A 20919-nucleotide genomic window follows, 5' to 3' on the forward strand; every position below is an offset into this window, starting at 1 on the left:
TCGGCCGAGCCCGCACCCGGCCCGTCCAGCAGGCCGCCCGGACGGGCCTTAGAGCAGCCCCTGACGCATCGCGCTGGTCACGGCCGCCGTGCGGTCGGTGACATCCAGCTTGTTGAAGATCCGCAGCATATGGGTCTTCACCGTCGACTCGGCGACGTAGAGCCGGCGTCCGATCTCCGCGTTCGTCGCCCCCTCCGCCACCAGGCGCAGCACGGCCGTCTCACGCTCCGACAGCCGTGGGCGCTCCGGCCTGGTGCGCAACTGGTCCATGAGACGCGCCGCCACTGAGGGCGCGAGGACCGTCTCCCCGCGGACGGCGGCGCGCACCGCGTCGGCGAGTTCCGCTCGTGCCATGTCCTTGAGCAGATAGCCCGCGGCACCCGCCTCCACGGCACGCAGGATGTCCCGGTCCGACTCGTACGTGGTCAGCACCACGATCCGGCAGGGCAGGCCCGCCGCCGTCATCCGGGCGATGGAGTCGACGCCGTCGCCGCCGGGCATCCTCAGATCCATCAGCACGATGTCCGGCCGCAGTTCGGCGGCCAGGGCCTCCGCCTGCGGTCCGTTCGCGGCCTCCCCGACCACCTCCAGGCCGGGTTCGGCGCTGAGCATCCCGCGCAGGCCCTCCCGGACGACCGGGTGGTCGTCCGCGAGCAGGATGCGGATCATGACCGACTCCTCAGGGTGACGGTGACCGTGGTGCCCTCGCCGGGCGTGCTGGCGATCTCGGCGGTCCCGCCGACCTCGGCGGCGCGGGCCCGCAGACCTGGCAGTCCGTAGCCCTGGCTGGGCACGGCCGGGTCGAAGCCCCGGCCCGTGTCCCGGACGGCGACGGTCAGTCGATGATCGTCGTAATCCAGGGACAGCGCCACACCGGCCCCGGGGCCCGCGTGCTTCGCCGCGTTCGCCAGGGCCTCCTGGCAGGTACGCAGGGCGACCACCTCCAGGGCCGCGGGCAGCGGGCGGGCCTCGCCCGTCACCGTGACCGCGGCCGGCGGGTCGTGCCGGGCGGCGAGCCGGGACACCGCGTCGGGCAGCGAACCGCCGTCGAGATCGGCGGGCGCGCCCCCGGCGACCAGGGCTCGTGCCTCGGCCAGATTCTGACGGGCTGTCACTGCCATCAGTTCGAGGTGCTTGCGTGCCTGCGCCGGGTCGGTGCCGAGTTCCGACTGCACCGCCTGGACCAGCATCAGCAGGCTCGTGAAGCCCTGGGCCAGTGTGTCGTGGATCTCCCGGGACATCCTTTCCCTTTCGGTGAGGGCTCCGCGCTCCGCCGAGAGCCGGGCCACTTCCCCGCGGCTGGCCTCCAGCTCGGCGATGAGCGAGGCCCGTTCCCTGCTCTGGGTGATGATCCGGTCGATCCAGACCCCGAAGAAGCCGGAGAAGGCGAGGCTGACGATCGCGAACAGGACGTTGAACACCACCAGATGGACAGGCGGCCGCCAGAAGAGCGACCAGCCCGCCACCGGTACGAGGTTGATGACCGCCAGCCACCCCATCGCACGGCGAGGGGACAGCAGCATGAAGCACTGCGGTGCGAGGGCGAAGGTACCCACCCGCGTCTCGCCGACCAGGGAGGCGGGCACCAGGAACAGCAGCACCACCCCGGCCAGGTACAGCACCGCCGCCGTGTCGTCGTCGGGGGCGGGGCTGAGCATCCGCGGCCGGCCCGCCAGCAGGTACCAGGGGACCATCAGCGTGAGAAGGACAAGGGCGGCGATCCGGTAGCGCAGTCCGGGAGAGCCGGCGCCGTAGACGCCGGTCATGGTCGCCAGCCACACCGCGGCGTAGTAGAAGTCCCAGGTGCGGGACGTGCGATCCCAGATGTGGGTGTCGCGCGCCCCGCGCCTGGTCATGGGCATCGTCATCCGTCGCGGCGGCTCTTCCACCTGAAGGTCAGCAGACACAGGACCAATCCTCCGACGCACCAGGCACCGAGCACCAGCGCGATCCTGCCGAACTCCCAGCCCCCGCCCGGTTCGAGCACGGCCGCGGACTCGGGCAGGAAGATTCCACGGAAGCCCTGGCACATCCACTTGAGCGGGAAGAACGAGCTGATGTCCAGCAGCCAGGACGGGATGGTGCCGACCGGGATGTACACCCCCGAGATGAACTGGAGGATCAGGAAGGGCAGTACGACCACGGAGCTGGCGGTGCTGCCGGACCGCGGCAGGCTGCTGATCGCGATGCCCAGCAGCGCACACCCGGTGATACCGAGGACGAAGATCCAGCCGAACGCGAGCCACTTCGCGGCCGTGGTGGGCAGATCGAGGTCGAACAGCGTCGCGCCCACCAGCAGCAGCACCGCGGTCTCCGCGATTCCGGTGACCAGCACCATCCACACCTTGCCGAGGAAGTACGCGGCGGGCGGCATCGGCGTGCCCCGCAGCCGCCGCAGCACCTTCTCGTCCCGTTCGATCGCGATCGAGATGCCGAGTGACTGGAAACTCGTGGACATGATGCCCGCCGCGACCATGCCGGCCGCGTAGAGCTGGGACGCGCTCACCCCGGCCTCCGGCACGTCGTCGCTGAAGATCGAGGCGAAGAGCACCAGGAAGACGACCGGGAAGGCGAAGGTGAAGATCACCGCGTCCCGCTTGCGGATGAACTGCTTCAGTTCCAGCACCCCGCGGCTCAGGCCGAGTGCCCAGGCGCCGGGCACGGAGGCGGTGCTCTGCCGGACGGCGGGTGTGGTGGAGGCGGTATCGGTGCTCATCGGGCGTCGTCCTCGGTCAGCTGGGAGTCATGGCCGGCGTCGAGCCGGCCGGTGCCGTCGGCATCGTGGGCGCCGTGCTGTTCGGTGAGGCGCAGATACACGTCCTCGAGGGTGGGACGGCTGACCGTCAGACCGGGGACCTCGCCGTCGAAGCGGCTCATCAGCTCGGCGACGGTGCGGGTCGGGGTGTCCGTGGCGGCACTGCGTGGAGTGCCGTCCGTCTCGGTCCAGGCGACGGTGGCGCCGTTGCCGAAGCGGGCGCGCAGTCCTGCGGGCGAGCCCTCGGCGACGATCTTGCCCCGGTTCACGATGGCGAGACGGTCGGCGAGGGTCTCGGCCTCCTCCAGGTAGTGCGTGGTGAGCAGGATCGTGGTGCCCTCCTCGGCGAGCTGCTGGATCAGTTCCCAGAACCGCCTGCGGGCCGCCGGGTCGAAGCCCGTGGTGGGCTCGTCGAGCAGCAGGAGTTCCGGGTCGCCGATCACTCCGAGCGCCACGTCGAGCCTGCGCCGCTGTCCGCCGGACAGTCCTCTGGTCCGCGCGTCCGCCTTGTTCTCCAGGCCCACGAGACGGATCACCTGGGCCGGGTCGCGGGGTGCGGGGTAGTAGCGCGCGAAGTGCTCCACGGTCTCGCGGACGGTCAGCTCGGCGGGAGTTGACTCGTCCTGCCAGACGACGCCCACCTTCGCCCGCCAGGCGCGGCCCGCCCTGGCGGGGTCCGCGCCGAGGACCTGGACATCGCCGCCGTCCCGGTCGCGGTAACCCTGGAGGATCTCCACGGTCGTGCTCTTGCCCGCTCCGTTGTGCCCCAGCAGACCGAAGACCTCGCCCCGCGTGATCGAGAGGTCCAGGCCGTCCAGCGCGGTGACCTCGCCGTACTGTTTGCGAAGCCCGCGCACTTCCACTGCCGTTGTCGTCATGACGTCAAGACTCGTGCGGAACCCAGGCCACCGGGCCCCCCGGGCGTACGTCCTTATGTCCATCGAACGGTGGACACCGGCAGGGGTGCGGCAGAATGACCGTGCCAGCCAGTGACCCGAGTGATGGAACGGCGATATGACGACTTCAGCGGTTGACGGGGTGTCCTCCGGCCAGGAGAAGGAGGGCGGGGTGCGCGGCGCGGTCGGGGGCAGTCGTGCGTTCGCCTGGCTCCTGGTGGTCACCGGCGCCGCCGGGCTGCTGGCCGCCTGGGTCATCACGATCGACAAGTTCAAGATCCTCGAAGCCAAGATCGCGGGCACCACCTTCACGCCCGGATGCAGCCTCAACCCGATCGTCTCCTGCGGCAGCGTGATGGAGAGCGAACAGGCATCCGCGTTCGGCTTCCCCAACCCGATGCTCGGTCTCGTCGCCTACGGCATCGTGATCTGCGTCGGGGTGAGCCTGCTGGCGGGAGCGCGCTTCCCGCGCTGGTACTGGCTGACGTTCAACGCGGGCACGCTCTTCGGCGTCGGCTTCTGCACCTGGCTCCAGTACCAGTCGCTGTACAACATCAACGCGCTGTGCCTGTGGTGCTGTCTGGCCTGGGTCGCCACGATCTTCATGTTCTGGTACGTGACCTCCCACAACGTCCGGGCCGGTCTGCTCCCGGCACCGGCCTGGGCCAGGAGCTTCCTCGGCGAGTTCACCTGGGTCCTGCCGGTGCTCCACACCGGCGTCATCGGGATGCTGGTGCTGACCCGCTGGTGGGACTTCTGGACCAGCTGAGCCCGGCCCGGGGCTCCGGTACGGCGCTGTCAGCGGTCTGACCTAGGCTTCACTGCGTGGAGCCCGATCTCTTTACCGCGGCCGCCGAGGAGCGCCAGGAGAAGGACCCGTCCGCCAGCCCCCTGGCCGTACGGATGCGTCCGCGCACCCTGGACGAGGTGGTGGGCCAGCAGCATCTGCTGAAGCCCGGGTCGCCGCTGCGGCGGCTGGTCGGCGAAGGCGGCACAGGACCCGCGGGTGTCTCGTCCGTGATCCTCTGGGGCCCGCCGGGCACGGGCAAGACGACCCTGGCGTATGTCGTCTCCAAGGCGACCAACAAGCGCTTCGTCGAGCTCTCGGCGATCACCGCGGGGGTCAAGGAGGTCCGGGCGGTCATCGAGGGTGCCCGCAGGGCCGCGGGTGGCTTCGGCAAGGAGACCGTGCTCTTCCTGGACGAGATCCACCGCTTCAGCAAGGCCCAGCAGGACTCCCTGCTGCCGGCCGTCGAGAACCGCTGGGTCACGCTCATCGCCGCGACCACCGAGAATCCGTACTTCTCCGTGATCTCCCCGCTGCTCTCCCGTTCGCTGCTCCTCACGCTGGAGCCGCTCACCGACGACGATCTGCGCGACCTGCTGCGCCGCGCCCTGGAGGACGAGCGGGGACTCGGCGGAGCGCTGGGCCTCCAGGAGGACGCGCAGGCGCATCTGCTGCGGATCGCCGGTGGTGACGCCAGACGGGCGCTGACCGCGCTGGAGGCCGCGGCGGGCGCGGCGCTCGCGAAGGGCGAGCAGGAGATCTTCCTGAGCACGCTGGAGGAGACGGTCGACCGCGCGGCGGTGAAGTACGACCGCGACGGGGACCAGCACTACGACGTGGCGAGCGCGCTGATCAAGTCCATCCGCGGCTCCGACGTCGACGCCGCGCTGCACTATCTGGCGCGGATGATCGAGGCGGGGGAGGACCCGCGGTTCATCGCACGCCGTCTGATGATCTCGGCGAGCGAGGACATCGGCCTCGCCGATCCGACGGCCCTGCCGACCGCGGTCGCCGCCGCCCAGGCCGTGGCCATGATCGGCTTCCCCGAGGCGGCGCTCACTCTGAGCCATGCCACGATCGCTTTGGCCCTCGCACCGAAGTCCAACGCGGCGACGACCGCGATAGGCGCCGCCCTCGCGGATGTGCGCGGTGGGCTCGCCGGGTCCGTCCCGGCTCATCTGCGGGACGGTCACTACAAGGGGGCGGCCAAGCTGGGCCACGCCCAGGGGTATGTCTATCCCCATGACGTACCGGGTGCCATCGCCGCCCAGCAGTACGCCCCGGACGCGATCCACGGCAAGCGCTATTACGAGCCGACGCGCTATGGCGCGGAGGCGCGTTACGCCGACGTGGTGGAGAAGGTCCGCGAGCGGCTGAGGGGCGAACAGAAGGGCGACTGAGCCTGTTCGGCTCTCCGGGTGCTTCAGCGGTTCCGGCTCACGCGCGACACCTGCCTGAGTTTGCCGACGCTCTCGTCCCCAGGCCTTCTCTGGCCGACCTGACCCGCACGATCGTGGGCCGCGCGGAGCCGGTGCTCATCCCGTGGGACCGCGCTGACGGCTTCTTCGAGGCACACTGGCGCCGGCCCGAGGCGTACCTGGACGAACATGCGCGCCGTGCGGTCGGTCTGGACCAGAGTCGGGACGGAGGCCGAGCAGCGGGCCGTGGACAGACTCCGCGACGACCCTTCCTCAGGCCGGTGGGCCGAGCGCAACCGCGATCTCGTCGCCCTCGACGCGGCAGAGCTCGGCCTCCGCCTGCTCGTAGCCTGAACTGTCGTGCGCGAGAACGCCGCGAAGGGGCCGACCTGCCGGAATCAGTAGACGTCGGAGCGGTCGGCGCTACCCCAGCTGCGTATCCCGGGTACGTCGCCCCAGGCCCGTCTCCGGGGTCTGGCACAGACGGTGGGCGAGTCCGGCGAGGTCCGGGGGTTCCTCGTGGCCGAGCCGTGTGTGTGACGCGCCGGCTTTCCTGCGGAGCGCTGATTGGACAGCCCTCAGCCGAGGGCCGCGGTGAACAGGGTGTGCATGGCGCGCCGGAGGCCGGCGACGTCCTCGACCGGCTCGGGAAAGTCGAAGCGGGCGTCGAAGATCCCGTGCTGTGCCCCGGTGAACCGCACCCGCAGCCCGAAGCGGTCCAGCGCCAGCGGCACCACCTCCCGCACCTGCGCCGGGTCCGTCTCCGGACGGTCGCCGAGCAGGGTGACGAGCGCGCCCACCTGGTCGCCGTGTGCGGAGTGCAGATGCTGGAGCAGCTCCGCCTCGTGCCGCGCGACCGGATCCGGCCGGGCTCCGGCCAGCAGCTCGGGTTCCACACAGCCGGCGCCCCAGAGATCGTCCAGTGAGATCTCGCCGACCTCCAGCCGCACCGGCATCCAGGCGGGCTGCTCGCCGTCGCTCTCCAGCAGGGCGCTCACGGGGTGCTGCTCGGCGAGCAGCTCGATGCAGCGGGTCCGGTCCTCGCCCCGTGCGGCGGTCAGCCACCCTGCCAGCCACGCGCGGCCCCGCACCCGCTGGCGCACCGCCACCGGGGCGATGTCCGTGATCTCCATCACGCAGGTCAGGTCGTCGTCCTGGGCGTAGGCGGCGGCCCGCGCCGTGGGAGAATCCCATGGCACAAGCAGTACGACGTCCCCCTCGGGTGTCACGGTGCGGGCCGCGGGGTCCCAGAACCCGGGACCCTGGTCGCGAGCACCCGGCAAGGTGAGGAATACTGAGGCGTTGTACTCAACGAGGGTTCGTACGCGCTCGGCTTTGGTGGGCTGCCGAGCGTCTTCCCTGGGACGCGGCTGACCTTGTTCATCGTCGTCGTAAGCAGTCACCGATTCGCTCGAGTGGTCTGAACTGCGATGCGCTCTGGGCAGGGGGATCCCATGCGGTCGAGACATTACGTCCTCCTCGCTAAGGTAAGGCTCACCTAACTTACATGGAGGTAGGTTCCCCGTGAACCAGTCGCGACCCAAGGTCAAGAAGTCGCGTGCACTCGGCATCGCCCTGACGCCGAAGGCCGTCAAGTACTTCGAGGCTCGCCCCTACCCCCCGGGTGAGCACGGCCGTGGCCGCAAGCAGAACTCGGACTACAAGGTCCGTCTGCTCGAGAAGCAGCGTCTCCGCGCTCAGTACGACGTCTCCGAGCGTCAGCTGGTCCGTGCCTACGACCGCGCCAGCAAGGTCCAGGGCAAGACCGGTGAGGCTCTCATCATCGAGCTCGAGCGCCGTCTCGACGCCCTGGTGCTGCGCTCCGGTATCGCTCGCACGATCTACCAGGCCCGTCAGATGGTCGTCCACGGCCACATCGAGGTGAACGGTGGCAAGGTCGACAAGCCGTCCTTCCGCGTGCGCCCCGACGACGTCGTGACGGTCCGCGAGCGCTCCCGCGCCAAGCACCCGTTCCAGGTCGCCCGTGAGGGTGGTTACGCCCCCGACGGCGAGACCCCCCGCTACCTTCAGGTCAACCTGAAGGCGCTGGCCTTCCGCCTGGACCGGGACCCGAACCGCAAGGAGATCCCGGTGATCTGCGACGAGCAGCTCGTCGTCGAGTACTACGCCCGCTGATCCAGCGGCCGTAGCACCATCGGTCTCACGCCTGAGCCCGTCCCTCCGCGCCTGCCCGGCCGGAGAGGGCGGGCTCTCGCGTTGCCCACCCGGACTCGGGGCCGCCTCCCCGGCTGCCCAGGCCGTGCCGGACGGCCAGCGGGGCCGTACAGCGGGCGCTCCTGCCCCCTGATCCGGTACGGGACGTGACCTCTGGCGCGATAGGGTCGGATGACGACTTCGCCGGGCCACGACGAGCCCGATGACGAAGCCTCAAACGAGGAAAGCCCCAACAACGATCAGGGAGCGGTGCAGCGTGACCGGTGGAGAGGTTGCCGGGATCCTTGTGGCCGTCTTCTGGGCGATCCTGGTCTCCTTCCTCGCCGTGGTTCTGGTGAGGCTGGCCCAGACGCTCAAGGCGACCACCAAGCTGGTGGCGGATGTGACGGAGCAGGCCGTGCCACTGCTGGCGGACGCGTCGGCGACCGTGCGCTCCGCGCAGACCCAGCTCGACCGGGTCGACGCCATTGCCTCCGACGTCCAGGAGGTCACCTCCAACGCGTCGGCGCTGTCCACCACCGTCGCCTCGACCTTCGGCGGCCCCCTCGTCAAGGTCGCCGCATTCGGCTACGGGGTGCGCCGGGCGCTGAGCCGCGACAAGGCGGCGGATGCCCCGGCAGACCAGCGGACCAGGCGCACCGTCGTCGGGCGCACCGTCCCCGCCGCCCGGCGGGGCAGGCAGAAGGGCTGAGCAAGCGATGTTCCGCCGTACGTTCTGGTTCACTGCGGGCGCCGCGGCCGGTGTGTGGGCCACCACCAAGGTCAACCGCAAGCTCAGGCAGCTAACCCCGGAGAGCCTCGCCGCCCAGGCGGCCAACAAGGCGGTCGAGACCGGGCACCGCCTCAAGGACTTCGCACTCGACGTCAGGGCCTCGATGGCCCAGCGCGAGGCCGAGCTCGGTGAAGCTCTCGGTATCGAGCCGCCCGACCAAGGCCTCCCCGCGCAGCGGCGTTCCGCCGCACTCGGGAGCCGCACCGAAAACCACGAGCAGGACACCAAGCACTACGGGATCCTGGACAGCAGGTACCCGTACGACCGGAATGAGGACCACTGATGGAGTCGGCTGAAATCCGCCGCCGCTGGCTGAGCTTCTTCGAGGAGCGCGGGCACACCGTCGTGCCTTCGGCGTCGCTCATCGCGGACGACCCGACTCTGCTGCTGGTCAACGCGGGCATGGTGCCCTTCAAGCCCTACTTCCTCGGCGAGACCAAGCCGCCCGCCCCGCGCGCCACCAGCGTGCAGAAGTGCGTGCGCACGCCCGACATCGAAGAGGTCGGCAAGACCACCCGCCACGGCACGTTCTTCCAGATGTGCGGCAACTTCTCCTTCGGCGACTACTTCAAGGAAGGCGCCATCAAGTACGCCTGGGAGCTGCTCACCTCCCCGGTGGCTGACGGCGGCTACGGGCTGGAGCCGGAGAAGCTCTGGATCACCGTCTACCTCGACGACGACGAGGCCGAGCGCATCTGGCGCGAGGTGGTCGGCGTGCCCGCCGAGCGCATCCAGCGCCTGGGCAAGAAGGACAACTTCTGGTCCATGGGCGTCCCGGGCCCCTGCGGACCCTGTTCGGAGATCAACTACGACCGGGGTCCGGAGTTCGGCGTCGAGGGCGGCCCGGCCGTCAACGACGAGCGCTATGTGGAGATCTGGAACCTGGTCTTCATGCAGTACGAGCGCGGCGAGGGCTCCGGCAAGGAGGACTTCGAGATCCTCGGCGACCTCCCGAGCAAGAACATCGACACCGGTCTCGGTCTCGAACGCCTCGCCATGATCCTCCAGGGCGTGCGGAACATGTACGAGACCGACACGCTGCGCGTCGTGATCGACAAGGCCACCGAGCTCACCGGTGTCCGCTACGGCGCCGCCGACGCCAGCGATGTCTCGCTGCGCGTGGTCGCCGACCACCTCCGTACGTCCGTGATGCTCATCGGCGACGGCGTCACCCCCGGCAACGAGGGCCGTGGCTACGTCCTGCGCCGCATCATGCGCCGCGCCATCCGCAACATGCGGCTGCTCGGCGCCACCGAGCCGGTGGTCGCCACGCTCATCGACGTGGTCATCAAGGCCATGGGCCAGCAGTACCCGGAGCTGGAGACCGACCGCAAGCGCATCGAGGCCGTCGCGCTGGCCGAAGAGGCCGCCTTCCTCAAGGCCCTCAAGAGCGGCACGAACATCCTCGACACCGCCGTCTCCGAGACCAAGTCCGCCGGCGGCACCGTGCTCCCCGGCGACAAGGCCTTCCTGCTCCACGACACCTGGGGCTTCCCGATCGACCTCACCCTCGAAATGGCCGCCGAGCAGGGCCTGACCGTGGACGAGGACGGCTTCCGCCGCCTGATGAAGGAGCAGCGGGCCAAGGCCAAGGCCGACGCCAAGGCCAAGAAGACCGGCCACGCCGACCTCTCCGCCTACCGCGAGGTCGCCGACACCTCAGGGGCGACCGAGTTCACCGGCTACGCCGGCACCGAGGGCGAGTCGACCATCGTCGGTCTGCTCGTCGACGGCGTGCCCTCGCCCGCCGCCTCCGAGGGCGACGAGGTCGAGGTCGTGCTCGACCGCACCCCGTTCTACGCCGAGGGCGGCGGCCAGCTCGCCGACCAGGGCCGGATCAGGCTCGACAGCGGTGCCGTCATCGAGGTTCGCGATGTGCAGCAGCCGGTCCCGGGCGTCTCGGTGCACAAGGGCTCGGTGCAGGTCGGCGAGGTGACCGTGGGCGCCTCCGCCTACGCCGCCATCGACGTCAAGCGCCGCCGTGCCATCGCCCGCGCCCACAGCGCCACCCACCTCACCCACCAGGCGCTGCGCGACGCCCTCGGACCCACGGCCGCCCAGGCCGGCTCCGAGAACTCGCCGGGCCGCTTCCGCTTCGACTTCGGCTCCCCGGCCGCCGTGCCCGGCACGGTCCTCACCGACGTCGAGCAGAAGATCAACGAGGTCCTCGCCCGCGAGCTCGACGTCCAGGCCGAGGTCATGAGCATCGACGAGGCCAAGAAGCAGGGTGCCATCGCCGAGTTCGGCGAGAAGTACGGCGAGCGGGTGCGGGTCGTCACCATCGGCGACTTCTCCAAGGAGCTCTGCGGCGGTACGCACGTCCACAACACCTCCCAACTGGGCCTGGTGAAGCTGCTCGGCGAGTCGTCGATCGGCAGCGGCGTGCGCCGCATCGAGGCCCTCGTCGGCGTCGACGCCTACAACTTCCTGGCCAAGGAGCACACGGTCGTCGCCCAGCTCCAGGAGCTGGTCAAAGGCCGTTCCGAGGAGCTTCCGGAGAAGATCGCCGCCATGCTCGGCAAGCTGAGGGACGCCGAGAAGGAGATCGAGAAGTTCCGCGCCGAGAAGGTGCTGCAGGCCGCCGCCGGGCTCGCCCAGGGAGCCAAGGACATCCGAGGCATCGCTCTGGTGACCGGGCAGGTCCCGGACGGCACCTCCGCCGACGACCTGCGCAAGCTGGTCCTGGATGTGCGCGGCCGACTGCAGCAGTTGTCGGGGGCCGGCGACCGCCCCGCGGTCGTGGCCGTGTTCACCACGGCCAACGGCCGCCCGCTGACGGTGATCGCCACCAACGAGTCCGCCCGCGAGCGCGGTCTCAAGGCCGGTGACCTGGTCCGCGCCGCCGCCAAGACCCTCGGCGGAGGCGGCGGCGGCAAGCCGGACGTGGCCCAGGGCGGCGGTCAGAACCCGGAGGCGATCGGCGATGCCATCGACGCCGTCGAGCGCCTCGTCGCCGAATCGGCGTGATATCCGTCATGCGCAGAGGACGCCGGCTCGCTGTCGACGTCGGGGATGCCCGGATCGGGGTCGCCTCGTGCGACCCCGACGGGGTCCTCGCCACGCCGGTGGAGACCGTGCCCGGACGTGACGTCCCGGCCGCCCACCGGCGGCTGCGCCAGATCACCGATGAGTACGAACCGGTCGAGGTCGTCGTGGGCCTGCCCCGCTCGCTCAGCGGCGGGGAAGGCCCGGCGGCCGCCAAGGTCAGGGCCTTCGCCCAGGAGTTGGCCCGAGGGATCGCACCGGTGCCGGTGCGGCTGGTGGACGAGCGGATGACCACGGTCTCGGCCACTCAGGGGCTTCGGGCGTCCGGTGTGAAATCCCGGAAGGGCCGCTCGGTCATCGATCAGGCAGCCGCTGTGATCATCCTTCAGAACGCTCTTGAGTCCGAACGGGTATCGGGTAATCCGCCCGGGGAGAGCGTCGAAGTGGTCATCTGATCGCGATACGGTAACGTTCCGCGCGATGCGGCCCGCTGTTCGAACAGCTGGCGCACTACGTAGAGGCGGGCCGTCCGGGCGTCTCACGGCTGTTTGGGGATCGATGACTGAATATGGCCGGAGCCCCGGCTCCGAACCGTGGGATCCCGAGGACCCTGCCGCTCCCCCTGCCCACGGGCAGCAGGGTCACGGCGGGGACCGGGGATGGACAGGTCATCAGGCACCTCCCGGGCTTGACCAGGGCTACGGCGACCAGTACCAGCAGCCCTACCCGCAGCAGGAGCAGCAGTACGGGGGCTACCCGGACCAGCAGCAGTACCAGCAGCAGTACGGCGGGCAGCAGCAGTACGGCGGAGAGCAGCAGTACCAGCAGTACGGCGACCAGCAGCAGTACGCCGACCAGCAGGTCTACGGCACTGGCTCCCACCAGTACGTCGGTCAGCCGTACCCGGCGCAGGGCTACGGCGACCAGGGCTACACCGAGCAGCAGTACCAGTACGGCGCGGGGGGCTGGGACACCGCGCAGCAGGCGGCGATGCCGTACGAGCCCAGCGCCGCCACGCCCTATGGCGACGAGCGGCCCGACCTCTACGGCACCCCCGACGCCTACCCGCCGCCGCAGCCTCCCGGCCACCGCACCGCTCCGGCCGCCGAGCCGGGACCGAAAACCGGCCCCGATCAGGAGTGGCAGCAGGAGCAGGAAGAGGAAACCCACCCCTTCTTCACCGGTGAGGATCCCGCCGACGACGGCGACGGCACCGAGCCGGGCGAATCACGCCGCGGCCCGGGAGAGGACCGGGGCCGGGGCTCCAAGAAGCAGAAGAAGGGCCGCAACGGCATCGCCTGCCTGTTCGTGGCGGTCGTACTGGCCGGCGGCGCCGGCGGTGTGGGCTACGTCGGCTACCAGCTCTGGCAGGACAAGTTCGGCGCCGCGCCAGACTTCGCGGGCGGCGGCAGCGGCTCCGTCCAGGTGGAGATCCCGCCGGGCGCGACCGGCGCCGACATCGGCAATGCGCTCAAGGACGCCGGCGTGGTGAAGAGCGTCGACGCCTTCGTCGCCGCGCAGAGCGCGAACCCCGAGGGGGCCAAGATCCAGGACGGCGTCTACACGCTGAAGAAGGGCATGTCGGCGGCGAGCGCCGTCGACATGATGCTCAAGCCCGCCAGCCGTAACGGCTTCACCATCAGCGAGGGCCGGCGCAACTCCTGGGTCTACGAACAGATCGACACCCGCCTCGGACTCAAGGCCGGTACGACCGAGTCCGTCGCCAAGGAACAGGCCGGGAATCTCGGACTCCCCGAGTGGGCCAAGGGCCACGAAGACCTCAAGGACCCGCTCGAGGGCTTCCTCTTCCCCGCCACGTACCCGGTCGCCAAGGGAGCAAAGCCCCAGGACGTCCTCAAGAAGATGGTGGCCCGCGCCAACCAGGAGTACGCCAGGGTCGGCCTCGAGGCCAAGGCGAAGAAGTTCGGTCTCGACGGCCCCTGGGAGCTCCTCACCGTGGCCAGCCTGGTCCAGGCAGAGGGCAAGACGGACGACGACTACCGGAAGATGGCCGAGGTCGTCTACAACCGGCTCAAGGCCAGCAACACGGAAACGAATCAGCTTCTCCAGTTCGACTCCGCCTTCAACTATCTCAAGGGCGAGAGCAAGATCGACATCAGCGAGTCCGAGATCAACAGCAATCAGGACCCGTACAACACGTACACGCAGAAGGGCCTCACCCCGGGCCCCATCGGCAACCCCGGTCAGAAGGCACTGATGGGGGCCACCACCCCGACGACCGACGGCTGGATGTACTTCGTCGCCACCGACGGAGAGCACAAGACCGAGTTCGCCAAGACGCACGCCGAGTTCCAGAGGCTGAAGGACAAGTTCAATGAGCAGCGCGGCAGTCAGTGACGCCCGCAGGGCCGCCGTACTCGGATCGCCGATCACCCATTCGCTGTCTCCCGTGCTGCACCGCGCCGCATACGCGGCGCTCGGCCTCGGCGACTGGACCTACGACCGCTTCGAGGTGAACGAGGGGGAGCTACCCGGTTTCCTCGGGCAGCTCGGTCGCGGCTGGGCCGGACTCTCGCTGACCATGCCGCTCAAGAGGGCGGTCATCCCGCTGCTCGACGAGATCAGCGCAACCGCGGCGTCCGTGGAAACCGTCAACACCGTCGTGTTCACCGAGGGCGGCCGCCGCACCGGCGACAACACCGACATCCCCGGCATGATCGCCGCGCTGCGGGAGCGCGGTGTGGACAAGATCGACCACGCCGCCGTGCTGGGCGCCGGTGCCACCGCGTCCTCCGCCCTCGCCGCTCTCGCCCGGATCTGCACGGGCCCGGTCACCGCCTACGTGCGCACCCACGCCCGCGCCGAGGAGATGCGCGGCTGGGGCGAGCGGCTCGGGGTCGAGGTGCACACCGCCGACTGGTCGGAGGCGGGCCACGCCCTCGACGCCCCGCTCGTCATCGCCACCACCCCGGCCGGGGCCACGGACGTCCTCGCGCCCTACGTCCCGGAGCGCCCCGGAACCCTCTTCGACGTGGTGTACGACCCGTGGCCGACCCCGCTCGCAGCCGCCTGGACGGAGCAGGGCGGAGCCGTCGTCGGCGGCCTCGACCTCCTGGTCCACCAGGCCGTCCTCCAGGTCGAACTGATGACTGGCCACACTCCGGGCCCCCTCACCGCGATGCGCACGGCGGGGGAGCGCGCCCTCGCGGAGCGTTAGACCCTTTCCGGGCGATCTTCTCGGGCCCTCGACGCCGGCTACGGCGCTCCCCCTGGCTTCGCCGGGTAGTACCCCACGCTGCGTAGTCGCAGTCGCCGGAATACGCCCGGTACGAGGGCGGTCGGCCTTTGGCTTCGCCGCGGTATTGCGGGGTTTCGTGGTCCGCCCTGCCCCGTGGGTGGGCCGGAGTGCCCGTACGCAAACCCCGGACGGGCTGGGTGGCCGGAGGCGCACGCGTCCGATAGCTGGACCACGATCAGCTGCGCGCCCCGGGGCATGGGAGGATCAAAGGAGGCGGACCAGGGCCGCGCCCCAGGTCGCGCCGTCGCATTCCAGGCGCGAGCAAGAGGAGCACCGTTGAGCAGGTTGCGCTGGCTGACCGCGGGAGAGTCGCACGGCCCCGCACTGGTGGCGACGCTGGAGGGCCTTCCCGCCGGTGTCCCGGTCACCACCGAGATGGTGGCCGATCACCTGGCCAGGCGGCGCCTCGGCTATGGACGCGGTGCGCGGATGAAGTTCGAGCGGGACGAGATCACCTTCCTCGGCGGCGTACGGCACGGGCTCACGCTCGGCTCCCCGGTCGCTGTCATGGTCGGGAACACCGAGTGGCCCAAGTGGGACAAGGTCATGGCAGCCGACCCGGTGGACCCGGACGAGCTCGCCGAGCTGGCCAGGAACGCTCCGCTGACGCGTCCCCGCCCCGGCCACGCGGACCTCGCCGGAATGCAGAAGTACGGCTTCGACGAGGCCCGGCCGATCCTGGAGCGCGCCAGCGCCCGTGAGACCGCTGCCCGTGTCGCCCTCGGCGCCGTGGCACGCTCGTACCTCAAGGAGACCGCGGGCATCGAGATCGTCTCGCATGTCGTGGAGCTGGCCGCCGCGAAGGCCCCGTACGGCGTCTACCCGACGCCCGCCGACGTCGAGAAGCTGGACGCCGACCCGGTGCGCTGCCTCGACGCCGACGCCTCGAAGGCGATGGTCGCCGAGATCGACCAGGCCCACAAGGACGGCGACACCCTCGGCGGAGTGGTCGAGGTCCTCTCCTACGGAGTGCCCGTCGGCCTCGGCTCCCACGTCCACTGGGACCGGCGCCTGGACGCCCGGCTCGCCGCCGCGCTCATGGGCATCCAGGCCATCAAGGGCGTCGAGGTCGGCGACGGATTCGAGCTGGCGCGGGTGCCCGGCTCCAAGGCGCACGACGAGATCATCGCCACCGCGGACGGCATCCGCCGCACCTCCGGCCGGTCCGGTGGCACCGAGGGCGGGCTCACCACCGGCGAGCTGCTGCGGGTGCGTGCCGCGATGAAGCCGATCGCGACCGTGCCCCGGGCCCTGAAGACCATCGATGTGGCCACCGGGGAGACCGCCGCCGCGCACCACCAGCGCTCCGACGTGTGCGCCGTGCCCGCGGCCGGGATCGTCGCCGAGGCCATGGTGGCGCTGGTGCTCGCCGACGCGGTCGCCGAGAAGTTCGGTGGCGACAGCGTCATCGAGACCCGTCGCAACGTGCAGACATACCTCGAGCACCTGGCCATCCGGTGAGCAACGCGCACGCGGCCGCAGGCCCGCGGATCGTGCTGATCGGGCCGATGGGCGTCGGCAAGTCCACCGTCGGCGCTCTGCTGGCCGAGCGGCTCGGCATCGGCTACCGGGACACCGACGCCGATATCGTCACCGCGGAAGGCCGGGAGATCTCGGACATCTTCATCGAGGACGGCGAGCCGCGCTTCCGCGAGCTGGAGCGCGCCGCGGTCCGTACCGCGGTCGCCGAGCACACGGGCGTGCTCTCCCTCGGTGGGGGAGCGGTCCTCGACGAGGGCACCCGGGAGCTGCTGGCCCCCCTGCCCGTCGTCTATCTCTCCATGGACGTCGAGGAGGCCGTGCGGCGCGTCGGGCTGAACACCGCCCGTCCGCTGCTCGCCGTCAACCCGCGCCGGCAGTGGCGCGAGCTGATGGACGCCCGGCGCCATCTCTACACCGAAGCCGCGCGCGTCGTCGTCACCACCGACGGGCGCGCCCCCGAAGAGGTCGCCCAGGCGGTCCTCGACGCACTCGAATTGAAGGACGCATGACGGACCAGGACCAGGCAGTCACTCGCATCCAGGTCGGCGGTACGGCGGGCACCGACCCGTATGAGGTGCTCGTCGGCCGTCAGCTGCTCGGTGAACTCCCGGGGCTGATCGGCCCCCGGGCCAAGCGCGTCGCCGTCATCCACCCCGAGGCGCTCGCCGGGACCGGCGAGGCGATCCGCGAGGACCTCGCCGGCCAGGGGTACGAGGCGGTCGCCATCCAGGTGCCCAACGCCGAGGAGGCAAAGACCGCGGAGGTCGCTGCTTACTGCTGGAAGGCACTCGGGCAGACCGGGTTCACCCGCACCGATGTCATCGTCGGCGTGGGCGGCGGCGCCACCACCGACCTCGCCGGGTTCGTGGCCGCGAGCTGGCTGCGCGGAGTGCGCTGGATCGCCGTGCCGACGACGGTACTCGGCATGGTCGACGCGGCCGTAGGCGGCAAGACCGGTATCAACACCGCCGAGGGCAAGAACCTGGTGGGCGCCTTCCACCCACCGGCCGGGGTCCTCTGCGACCTCGGTGCGCTCGACTCGCTCCCGGTCCACGACTACGTCAGCGGCATGGCCGAGATCATCAAGGCCGGTTTCATCGCCGATCCGGCGATCCTCGAGCTGATCGAGAACGACCCACAGGCCGCACGCACCCCCGCAGGACCGCACACCGCCGAGCTGATCGAGCGCTCCATCCGGGTCAAGGCCGAGGTCGTCTCCAGCGACCTCAAGGAATCCGGGCTGCGCGAGATCCTCAACTACGGCCACACGCTGGCGCACGCCATCGAGAAGAACGAGCGCTACAAGTGGCGGCACGGCGCGGCGGTCTCCGTCGGCATGGTCTTCGCCGCCGAGCTGGGCCGGCTGGCCGGGCGGCTGGACGACGCGACCGCCGAGCGCCACCGCACCGTGCTCGAGTCCGTCGGGCTCCCGTTGACCTACCGTGGCGACCAGTGGCCCAAACTCCTGGAGACCATGAAGGTCGACAAGAAGTCCCGCGGCGACCTGCTGCGCTTCATCGTCCTGGACGGACTGGCCAAGCCGACCGTGCTGGAGGGCCCCGACCCGGCCGTCCTGCTCGCGGCCTTCGGAGAGGTCTCCGCGTGAGCCGCCGCGTGCTCGTCCTCAACGGACCCAACCTCGGGCGGCTGGGCTCCCGTGAACCCGATGTGTACGGCGCCACCTCGTACGCGGGCCTCGTGGACGCGTGCCAGGGCCTCGGCAAGGAACTCGGCTTCGACGTCGACGTACGAGAGACGAACGACGAGGGCGAGATGATCCGCTGGCTGCACGAGGCGGCCGACGGTTCCCTCCCGGTCGTCCTCAATCCCGGTGCGTTCACGCACTACTCGTACGGAATGCGCGACGCGGCGGCCCAGCGGACCGCGCCGCTCATCGAGGTGCACATCTCCAACCCGTACGCACGCGAGGAATTCCGCCACACCTCGGTGGTCGCCGCGGTCGCGTCCGGCACGGTCGCCGGATTCGGGATCGGCTCGTACCTGCTGGCCCTGCGGGCGCTGGCGGACGAACTCGGCGGCTGAACAGGGCCGGCACGGGCACTCAGTACCGGTCCCGGGCGTTCCCCTTGCGGGGGCAGGGGAGGGTACGGTTCGATCCGGGCCGGTCAACTGCCGCCCGACCAGCATGAACTCGCACGAGACGGAGTGGCACCGGATGCACGACGCAGTGGGGGCTCCACTGCCGCCAGGCGGACCGGGACCCGGACAGGGGCCGGCCGCATGGGGGCACCGGCAGCAGGCTCAGCACCCCGCCCCGCCGCCGCGCCCCCCGCACCCGGTCGCCCAGCAGCCGGGCCCGCCACAGGGCCCGCCTGCCCGGCATCCGGGTGCCCCCGCTCAGCACCCGGGCCCCCCGCCGCAGGCTCCACCTGCCAGGCACCCGGCTGGGCCCGCCCAAGGGCCGCCCGTCCAGCCCCAGGCCCCGGTCGCACCCGGCTGGACCGCTCCTGCCCAGCCGAGCCACACCTCGGTACCCGAGTCGCCGCCCGACAGCACGGGATACGTGCGGCTGCCCCCCGGTGGACCGGTACCCGTGCCCACGCCCGTGCCACCCGACAGCGGGACGGGCTCCGCCACGCTCGCCGTGCTGCTCATCGGCCCGGCCGGGGCCGGCAAGACGACTGTGGCCCGCCACTGGGCATCGGCCCGCCGGGTTCCCACCGCCCACATCAGCCTCGACGACGTCCGCGAATGGGTCTGCTCCGGTTTCGCCGACCCCCAGTCAGGCTGGAACGACCAGTCCGAGGCCCAGTACCGCCTCGCCCGCCGCACCTGTGGATTCGCCGCGCGCAACTACCTGGCCAACGGCATCTCCTGCATACTCGACGACGCGGTCTTCCCGGACCGCCCGGTCGTCGGCCTCGGCGGCTGGAAACGCCACGTAGGACCCGGACTGCTCCCCGTGGTCCTGCTGCCCGGCCTCGATGTTGTCCTCGAGCGAAACGCGGAGCGCAGCGGCAACCGGCGCCTCTCCGACGAGGAAGTCGCCAGCATCCACGGCAGGATGGCCGGCTGGTACGGCTCGGGCCTGCCGATCATCGACAACTCGAACTGCGACGTCGAGACCACCTCCCGCATCCTGGACGAGGTTCTGGCACGCGCGCTGGCGAGCCCCCCGGCCTGGTAGCCCCTGGCGACCGGGGGTCTCCTCCTCGCGGTCGGCGACGGCACGCTCGGGGGAGGGTCCCGCCCGCTCCGACCTGGTTGAGGAGGGCGCGGATCGCCTCAGTCCGTGACCGGAGGGCTCACGGCCGGGGAAAAACTCCTCGGGGCGACGTCTCGTGTCTGGCGGTCGGTTCAGACGGCCCCGGGGTGGTGCCGTGCATGACGGAAGTCTGCTGGAACGGGCTGAGGGCGCTCGTGGTCTCGGGGACGGGGGAAGGACCGGGACAGGTGAAGCCGAGTTTGATCATGGCCCGGAGGACTTCACTGGAGCTGAAGTCGCGGCGGTCCTGGCGTGTGATGACCTGCCCGACCTGCTTGACGGGGTAGGTGTGGCGGCCGATGATCACGGACTCGCCGGTGACCTGCTCGGGCTTGACGCCCTTCATTGATTCCAGGACGCCGATCCTGGTGAGGTCGAACGGGAAGCGGGCGATGACACAGCGCATGATGCCTCACAGGCAGAAGGTTGGAAGGGAGCTGGTCCTGTCGCGGTGAGCTGGTCAGCGGGCGAGGGCGACGATGTCGCGCAGCTGGACCCGGTCCGTGTAGGCGGAGCTGTCGCGGACTGCGGCGAGCTGGGCCCGGGTGACCAGCTCGGTGCACAGGCCGTCGTTGTCGCAGACGAGCAGGTGCCCGGAACGGGCACTGTGCATGACGGACAGGGCGACCTCGATGGTCATGTCGTCCCAGACCTGCGGTCCGGCTGCCGTGGCGTCGGTTTCCGTCGTGTGCATGAGGGCGGCATCCGCCGAGCGGGGCTGCATCTGAACCAGCATCAAAACGTACCTCCTGCGGAGATGGGTCGGCTTTCCGATCACGAAGATTCGAGGCGTGCTTGAGAACGAGCGCCGCCCGCCCGGAGGGCGGGGGACGTCCTCGCACTGGGCGCACTCGGACGGATCTCGACGACGCAGCGAGTCTGCGTGCCGGGGGCACCTCCCAGGCGACGTCTGGGGGAGTCGCGAGCCAGGCGGGAGTTCTCAAGCACGGCCTGGTGCCGCCGCACCGGAGGAGGACTGCCGAACGGTCACGCGCCGGGCGGCCGAGGCGGGGCCGCGGCGGCCGCGGGAGGAGGATGCGCTGCGCGTACGCCGCTCGGACACCGGCGTCGTGATGGTGACCGGGATGCCGGAGGGGGCCTGGGCTCCGGTGATCCGGCTGAGTGCCTCCTCGCCGGAGCGGACCTGGGTGGTCTGGGGCACGA

The 20919-nt window shown here is 70.6% G+C and carries 20 protein-coding genes and 3 pseudogenes; 15 read left to right on the forward strand and 8 right to left on the reverse strand.

The annotated features are described in order from the left end of the window. Positions 1-48: 48 nt before the first annotated feature. From ABZ532_RS21525 to ABZ532_RS21540, 4 genes are read right to left on the reverse strand one after another with little or no spacing between them, the layout of a single operon-like run. On the reverse strand, positions 49-669 hold the full coding sequence (locus tag ABZ532_RS21525; RefSeq protein ID WP_361285890.1) for a response regulator transcription factor: 621 nt from the start codon (positions 667-669) through the stop codon (positions 49-51). Further along, positions 666-1907 carry a sensor histidine kinase gene (locus tag ABZ532_RS21530; RefSeq protein ID WP_361285893.1) on the reverse strand — a complete coding sequence of 414 codons (1242 nt, stop codon included), beginning with the start codon at positions 1905-1907 and terminating at the stop codon, positions 666-668. Before ABZ532_RS21530 ends, ABZ532_RS21525 begins: the two co-directional genes overlap by 4 nt. Further along, entirely contained in the window at positions 1865-2716 is an 852-nt protein-coding gene (locus tag ABZ532_RS21535; RefSeq protein ID WP_361285896.1) for an ABC transporter permease, read from the reverse strand. The genes ABZ532_RS21530 and ABZ532_RS21535 overlap by 43 nt, the downstream gene beginning before the upstream one ends. Beyond that, positions 2713-3633: an ABC transporter ATP-binding protein gene (locus ABZ532_RS21540; protein WP_361285899.1), complete on the reverse strand. Its 921-nt coding sequence runs from the start codon at positions 3631-3633 to the stop codon at positions 2713-2715. Before ABZ532_RS21540 ends, ABZ532_RS21535 begins: the two co-directional genes overlap by 4 nt. 136 nt (positions 3634-3769) lie before the next feature. Between ABZ532_RS21540 and ABZ532_RS21545 the strand changes: the two genes are divergently transcribed. The 3 genes and pseudogenes from ABZ532_RS21545 to ABZ532_RS21555 all read left to right on the forward strand — a co-directional run. After that, positions 3770-4420: a vitamin K epoxide reductase family protein gene (locus tag ABZ532_RS21545; RefSeq protein ID WP_361285901.1), complete on the forward strand. Its 651-nt coding sequence runs from the start codon at positions 3770-3772 to the stop codon at positions 4418-4420. A 56-nt stretch (positions 4421-4476) separates the two neighbouring features. Then, on the forward strand, positions 4477-5838 hold the full coding sequence (locus ABZ532_RS21550; RefSeq protein WP_361285904.1) for a replication-associated recombination protein A: 1362 nt from the start codon (positions 4477-4479) through the stop codon (positions 5836-5838). 24 nt (positions 5839-5862) lie between these two features. Next, positions 5863-6210, forward strand: a pseudogene (locus ABZ532_RS21555) (MerR family transcriptional regulator); the annotation flags it as partial. Positions 6211-6434: 224 nt separating this feature from the next. Here the strand turns inward: ABZ532_RS21555 and ABZ532_RS21560 are convergent. Then, positions 6435-7139 (reverse strand): DUF2470 domain-containing protein, encoded by a 705-nt coding sequence (locus ABZ532_RS21560; RefSeq protein WP_361285907.1) that lies wholly within the window; start codon positions 7137-7139, stop codon positions 6435-6437. 241 nt (positions 7140-7380) lie between these two features. Between ABZ532_RS21560 and rpsD the strand changes: the two genes are divergently transcribed. From rpsD to ABZ532_RS21620, 12 genes are all read left to right on the forward strand, one after another. Continuing rightward, the gene (rpsD, locus tag ABZ532_RS21565; RefSeq protein WP_361285910.1) at positions 7381-7992 is read left to right on the forward strand and encodes a 30S ribosomal protein S4; all 612 of its coding nucleotides are present in this window, start codon (positions 7381-7383) and stop codon (positions 7990-7992) included. Between the two features lie 295 nt (positions 7993-8287). Further along, a complete protein-coding gene (locus ABZ532_RS21570; RefSeq protein WP_361285913.1) occupies positions 8288-8722 on the forward strand; it encodes a DUF948 domain-containing protein in 435 nt (144 codons plus the stop codon). A 7-nt stretch (positions 8723-8729) separates the two neighbouring features. Further along, positions 8730-9086 (forward strand): DUF6167 family protein, encoded by a 357-nt coding sequence (locus tag ABZ532_RS21575; RefSeq protein WP_361285916.1) that lies wholly within the window; start codon positions 8730-8732, stop codon positions 9084-9086. Then, positions 9086-11770: an alanine--tRNA ligase gene (alaS, locus tag ABZ532_RS21580; protein ID WP_361285919.1), complete on the forward strand. Its 2685-nt coding sequence runs from the start codon at positions 9086-9088 to the stop codon at positions 11768-11770. The genes ABZ532_RS21575 and alaS overlap by 1 nt, the downstream gene beginning before the upstream one ends. Positions 11771-11778: 8 nt before the next feature. Beyond that, positions 11779-12243, forward strand: a complete 465-nt coding sequence (gene ruvX / locus ABZ532_RS21585) for a Holliday junction resolvase RuvX (protein WP_361285922.1) — start codon at positions 11779-11781, stop codon at positions 12241-12243. 103 nt (positions 12244-12346) lie between these two features. Beyond that, positions 12347-14146, forward strand: a complete 1800-nt coding sequence (gene mltG, locus ABZ532_RS21590; RefSeq protein WP_361285925.1) for an endolytic transglycosylase MltG — start codon at positions 12347-12349, stop codon at positions 14144-14146. After that, positions 14124-14966 carry a shikimate dehydrogenase gene (locus ABZ532_RS21595; protein WP_361285928.1) on the forward strand — a complete coding sequence of 281 codons (843 nt, stop codon included), beginning with the start codon at positions 14124-14126 and terminating at the stop codon, positions 14964-14966. Before mltG ends, ABZ532_RS21595 begins: the two co-directional genes overlap by 23 nt. Positions 14967-15323: 357 nt before the next feature. Further along, the gene (gene aroC / locus ABZ532_RS21600; RefSeq protein ID WP_361285931.1) at positions 15324-16508 is read left to right on the forward strand and encodes a chorismate synthase; all 1185 of its coding nucleotides are present in this window, start codon (positions 15324-15326) and stop codon (positions 16506-16508) included. A 47-nt stretch (positions 16509-16555) separates the two neighbouring features. After that, positions 16556-17038 (forward strand): shikimate kinase, encoded by a 483-nt coding sequence (locus tag ABZ532_RS21605; protein WP_361285981.1) that lies wholly within the window; start codon positions 16556-16558, stop codon positions 17036-17038. Then, positions 17035-18135 (forward strand): 3-dehydroquinate synthase, encoded by a 1101-nt coding sequence (gene aroB, locus ABZ532_RS21610; RefSeq protein ID WP_361285934.1) that lies wholly within the window; start codon positions 17035-17037, stop codon positions 18133-18135. The genes ABZ532_RS21605 and aroB overlap by 4 nt, the downstream gene beginning before the upstream one ends. Further along, positions 18132-18572, forward strand: a complete 441-nt coding sequence (locus ABZ532_RS21615) for a type II 3-dehydroquinate dehydratase (protein WP_361285936.1) — start codon at positions 18132-18134, stop codon at positions 18570-18572. Before aroB ends, ABZ532_RS21615 begins: the two co-directional genes overlap by 4 nt. Positions 18573-18705: 133 nt before the next feature. Continuing rightward, the gene (locus tag ABZ532_RS21620; protein ID WP_361285939.1) at positions 18706-19677 is read left to right on the forward strand and encodes an AAA family ATPase; all 972 of its coding nucleotides are present in this window, start codon (positions 18706-18708) and stop codon (positions 19675-19677) included. Positions 19678-19795: 118 nt separating this feature from the next. Here the strand turns inward: ABZ532_RS21620 and ABZ532_RS21625 are convergent, their stop codons facing one another. The 3 genes and pseudogenes from ABZ532_RS21625 to ABZ532_RS21635 all read right to left on the reverse strand — a co-directional run. After that, positions 19796-20161, reverse strand: a complete 366-nt coding sequence (locus ABZ532_RS21625) for an SCO5918 family protein (RefSeq protein WP_361285942.1) — start codon at positions 20159-20161, stop codon at positions 19796-19798. Positions 20162-20230: 69 nt separating this feature from the next. Further along, positions 20231-20494 (reverse strand): annotated as a pseudogene (locus tag ABZ532_RS21630) (hypothetical protein); the annotation flags it as partial. 201 nt (positions 20495-20695) lie between these two features. Continuing rightward, positions 20696-20919: pseudogene (locus ABZ532_RS21635) on the reverse strand (ATP-dependent helicase); the annotation flags it as partial.

Source organism: Streptomyces sp. NPDC019396, assembly GCF_040632375.1.
Classification (GTDB): Bacteria; Actinomycetota; Actinomycetes; order Streptomycetales; family Streptomycetaceae; genus Streptomyces.